Origin of the sequence: Streptomyces ossamyceticus (assembly GCF_001418475.1) — a bacterium.
Lineage (GTDB): Bacteria > Actinomycetota > Actinomycetes > Streptomycetales > Streptomycetaceae > Streptomyces > Streptomyces ossamyceticus.
Genome location: NZ_LIQX01000267.1, coordinates 1 through 4550, shown reverse-complemented (window position 1 = coordinate 4550; position 4550 = coordinate 1). Strand labels below are relative to the sequence as shown.

The following is a 4550-nucleotide window of genomic DNA, read 5'->3' as shown; positions in this document are numbered from 1 at the left end:
GGGCACAGCGGCTCCGGGGGGAGCTGGGCGACCCGCGCGGCCGACGCTGACGGGCGCGCGGCGGCGGAAGCGCAGCCTCGCCGCCCAGCGCGGGGAACGCGCCCGCGTCCGCGGCGAGAAGGGCGTCCGGTGGGGCGGACGCCTTCTCGCCACCGCGGCCGTAACTCCGGTGGGCGCTCGGGTCACCTTCGCCAGAACAGATGGTGCGTCACGCCGCTCGGGCTGGGGACCACCTCCAGGTGGAACCGGTCCAGCAGCTCGTCGGGGGACTCCCACAGGCGTAGCCCGGATCCGAGCTCCACCGGTGAGACCGCCACGTGCAGGGTGTCGACGAGGCCGGCATCGAGGAACTGCCGGATCGTGGTGACCCCGCCCCCGAGCCGGACGTCCTTGCCCCGCGCCGCTTCCCGCGCCCGTTCGAGGACCGTGGCCGGTTCCCCGTCGACGAAGTGGAACGTGGTGTCGGAGAGCGTGAACGACTCACGCTCGTGGTGCGTCATGACGAACACCGGCGTGTGGAACGGGGGCTCCTCCCCCCACCAGCCGCGCCACTCATGGTTCTGCCAGGGCCCGCGCTGGGGCCCGAACTTGTTGCGGCCCATGATCTCGGCACCGATGTCGCGTGCGAAGTCCCGCGTGAAACAGTCGTCGAGGCCCCGGCTCCCCCCGGGCTCCGTGCGCATGGGCCAGCTCGCCGTGGCTCCGGCCCAGGCGAACAGCCTCTCGGGACGGTCGTGGCCGAACGGCCGCTCGAAACTCTGGTCCTCACCGGCACCGATCCCGTCCCTCGAGACGTTGAAGTTCATCACTCTCAGCAGCTGATCCACTGGTTTCCTCGTCAGGTCCTGTCGCGTCATCGTGTGGCGGAGTGCCCCACACCATGGCGTCGAACGGGACGGCGCCGGATCGACAGCTGCCCGTGACTTTTCTCCGAGTCCCCGTGAAGGGCTCTAGGCGAGGCCGGCCCAGGCCTCGTCCACCAGCCGGGCCACCTCGCTCGGCTCGTGCGTGAGGTCCCCCGTGACATCGCGGACCAGCACCGTCAGCCGCGCGTCGCTGCGCTGACAGGACACCGTGGACACACTGTCGGGCTCCGGCTCGTTCCCGGCGTTGGTCGGCTGGTGGTGGAGGACACAGTCCACCTTCCCGAAGGTGACCCTCTCGCCGGTCGGCTTCTCCAGGCCGAGTGCCGCCGGGTCCGTGTACGGCACATACGGACGCGGGGAGGGTCCGCGGACGGCCGCGAACTGGAAGAACGACACCAGACGGGAGTCGGAGAAGGACCGCACGGTGGCCGCCGCGCCCCCGTGCGCCTCGGACAGCAGCTCGCCGCTCCTGCCGTCCCAGTCACGGGTCCGTTCCGCCTGCTCCTTCCCCTGCGAGGCGTCCAGCTCCAGGACGGCCTCGTCCTGGGGGACGAACGCGCCCAGCCTCGCCGGCGCCGACAGCTCCCCGCCCCGGCCGGCCGGCGCCCCCGCGGCGCCCGGCACCGTGTCACCGTCGTCCCCCGTGATCAGCCAGGCCCCGCCGACGAGCCCCGCTCCGAGCGCCAGGCCGACCAGGCCGCCGAGCAGGAATCGGGCCGCTCTCCTGGCTTCCGTCATCGTCCGCCCCCGTCCCCTTCGTGTGGAAAGGGGCTGCCCTCACCCAGATGCCGGGAAACACGGGGCGTTCTCGGCCATTGCCCGCCCGCACCCCGTTGATTAGCCTGTGTTCGTCATGCCGATCGACTGTTGAAATTTCGAACACAGTCGGTACTGAGAACGAAGAAACAAGGGAGGGGGCCGACCGTGGGACGCCTAGTACCTGCCGTGACCCGGGCGCTCGACATATTGGAGCTCTTCCTGGACGGGGACGGCACGCTCTCCGCCCCCGACATCGTGCGCAAGCTCCAATTGCCGCGCACCACCGTCCACGAGCTGGTCACCACGCTCGCCGCCCGTGGCTACATCGTGCCGGTGGCGGGCCAGCCGGGACGTTACCGCCTCGGTGTCCGTCCGTACCAGCTCGGCAGCCGTTACGCCGAGCAGCTGGACCTGGCCGCCGAGGGCCAGCAGGTCGCCCGTACCGTCGCCGAGACCTGCGACGAGACGGTGCACGTGGCGATCCTGGAGTACACGGACGTCATCTACATCGCCAAGGTCGACTCCACGCACGCCGTCCGCATGGTGTCCGCCGCCGGCCGTCGCCTTCCGGCGCACTGCACCTCCGTCGGCAAGATGCTCCTCGCCTCCCTTCCCGAGGCCGAGCTGGACGCCCGGATCCCGGACGACGCCGACCTGGTCGCCATGACGCCCAACAGCATCACCGACCCGGGCGCGCTGCGCGAGACCCTGGCCCAGATCCGTGAGCGGGGTCTCGCCGTGGAGAACCGCGAGTCCAACCCCGACGTCTCCTGCGTGGCCGCCCCGGTCCGTGACCGCACGGGCAAGGTCGTCGCCGCGCTCTCCATCTCGGTCCCCATGATCCGGTGGAGCGAGGACCGCCGTGGCGAGCTGGAGCAGCTCGCCGCCAAGGGCGCCGCGGAACTCTCCGAGCGCCTCGGACACCGGAGCGTGGCATGAGCACGTACGACATCGCCGTACGCGAGTACGCGACCCTCGGCGAGGGGCCCACCTGGGACGCCGACGCCCAGCGGCTGATCTGGATCGACATCCTCCGCTCCCGGGTCTACACCTACGACCCGGCCTCCGGCCGCCGCACCATCCTCGTCACCGAGCAGCACGTCGGCGCGGCCAAGCCCCGCGTCGGCGGCGGCCTCGTCCTGAACCTGCGGGACGGTGTCGGGCTGCGCGACGCCGACGGCGGCTTCCGCTGGCTGCACCACGAGCCGGTCCCCGACCGCCGGGCCAACGACGCCGCCGTGGCCCCCGACGGCTCCCTCTTCGCCGGCACCATGCGCTACGACGAGGCCCCGGGCGGCGGCAGCCTCGCCCGGTTCACCGCCGAGGGCCTCGCGCAGGCCGTCCTCGACGACGTCGCCGTCAGCAACGGCATCGGCTGGAGCCCGGACGAGCGGCTGATGTACTACATCGACTCGCCGACCCGGCGCATCGACGTCTTCGACTACGCGGAGACCGACGGCGTCCGGCTCCCCGTCGACCGGCGGCCGTTCGTCACCATCGAGGAGGGCGCCGGCTTCCCCGACGGTCTCACCGTGGACGCCGAGGGCTGTGTCTGGGTCGCCCTGTGGGAGGGCGGCGCCGTCCGCCGCTACACCCCCTCCGGCGAACTGGACCGGGTCGTCCGACTGCCCACGCCCCGCCCCACGGCCTGCGCGTTCGGCGGCGCCGACCTGACCGACCTGTACATCACCACGGCCCGGGTCGGCACCGACACCCCGCATCCGCTGTCGGGTTCGCTGCTGGTGGTGCCGGGCGCGGGCAAGGGCCTCGCGCAGCCCGCGTTCGCCGGCTGAGCCCACCCGCACCGTCTGTCCGTCGACGGCCCGTCGGCCCACCCGTACCCCGGTGGGCCGGCGGGCCGTCACTCGTGCGCGGACACGCTGCTCTCCGCGGCGGAGGCCGGGTCCGCTGGGCCCACGGGGTCGGCGGGGCCCGCCGAGCCGGTCGAGCCGGTCGAGCCCGCCGATCCGGTCCGGCCGGTCGCGAGGGTGCGGACCTCCTCGATCTCCGTGGGTCGGCGCAGCGCCCGGGAGACGGCGTCGATGTCCTGGAGGAGGTCGGTGAGGTCGGAGGAGACGGTGAACTCGGGGTAGGCCGTGCGGCCCGCACCGGCCGTGAGGTCGGGGAAGATCAGCGGGCCCGACGTCAGGGAGACGGCCGGCGGCCCGGGGGACGGCGACGCCTTCCGTGCGGCCAGCGCGTCCTGGATCGTCACCGCGGCGGCCAGCGCCCGCGCCCGGCCGGGACCGTGACCGAGGGCGAGGGCCCCGGCGTAGGCGCGGCGGTGCAGTTCGTCGTCGAAGTGGCGGGCCAGCTGGAGCAGGGCGTCGCGGATGAAGGTCTCACGGCGGGTGAGGCGCAGCTCCGCCGTGGCGCGCAGGGCGAACGGCACCCCGGAGCCGCCGACGCTCCGGGTGAGCAGGTACAGGGGGCGCAGCCGCCAGTGGCTCACCCGCACCCGCCAGCGTTCGTGCAGGTACTGGCCGCCGTGCGGCAGGATGAACCCGACCGCGATGAAGATCGCCGCCACGGCCACCACCGGTGGCGCCACATGGGTGCTCAGCCAGTCCAGGTCGTGGCCCGTCCAGCGGGCGACCAGCGCCGTCAGCTTCGAGGCGTCGTACACCAGATTGAGCGCGTAGCCGATGCCGAGCGCCTTCAGACCGCCGCGCAGCCACAGGTCCAGGCCCCGGGTGCGGACCCAGCTGCGGATCAGATGACAGGTGATCAGGCAGGCCGCGGTGTGGGCGGCGAGGTAGAGGAGGATCTCCTCGCGCATGAAGGGCGTGGTGGCGTAGTACGTGTCCAGGTCGCGCAGCCGCTCCCGGGGGACGTCCGCCAGCGCGAACAGCACCCACAGGACGACGATCACCGCCGCGTACACGCTGACGACCCAGCGCATGGCGCGGCGGTGATCGTCGTCCT

Annotated in this window: 5 protein-coding genes; 2 read left to right on the top strand and 3 right to left on the bottom strand. The window is 72.7% G+C overall.

The genetic code is table 11. The features are described from left to right. Positions 1–182: 182 nt before the first annotated feature. A complete protein-coding gene (locus AOK15_RS20680; protein ID WP_055519029.1) occupies positions 183–827 on the bottom strand; it encodes a dihydrofolate reductase family protein in 645 nt (214 codons plus the stop codon). 123 nt (positions 828–950) lie between these two features. Further along, positions 951–1604 carry a hypothetical protein gene (locus AOK15_RS20675; RefSeq protein WP_055519027.1) on the bottom strand — a complete coding sequence of 218 codons (654 nt, stop codon included), beginning with the start codon at positions 1602–1604 and terminating at the stop codon, positions 951–953. A gap of 186 nt (positions 1605–1790) precedes the next feature. Between AOK15_RS20675 and AOK15_RS20670 the strand changes: the two genes are divergently transcribed. After that, on the top strand, positions 1791–2564 hold the full coding sequence (locus AOK15_RS20670; protein ID WP_055519025.1) for an IclR family transcriptional regulator: 774 nt from the start codon (positions 1791–1793) through the stop codon (positions 2562–2564). Beyond that, the gene (locus tag AOK15_RS20665; RefSeq protein ID WP_055519023.1) at positions 2561–3418 is read left to right on the top strand and encodes an SMP-30/gluconolactonase/LRE family protein; all 858 of its coding nucleotides are present in this window, start codon (positions 2561–2563) and stop codon (positions 3416–3418) included. Before AOK15_RS20670 ends, AOK15_RS20665 begins: the two co-directional genes overlap by 4 nt. Positions 3419–3486: 68 nt before the next feature. Here the strand turns inward: AOK15_RS20665 and AOK15_RS20660 are convergent. Continuing rightward, a partial coding sequence (locus tag AOK15_RS20660; RefSeq protein WP_107099462.1) for a DUF6545 domain-containing protein occupies positions 3487–4550 on the bottom strand: 1064 nt, incomplete at its 5' end.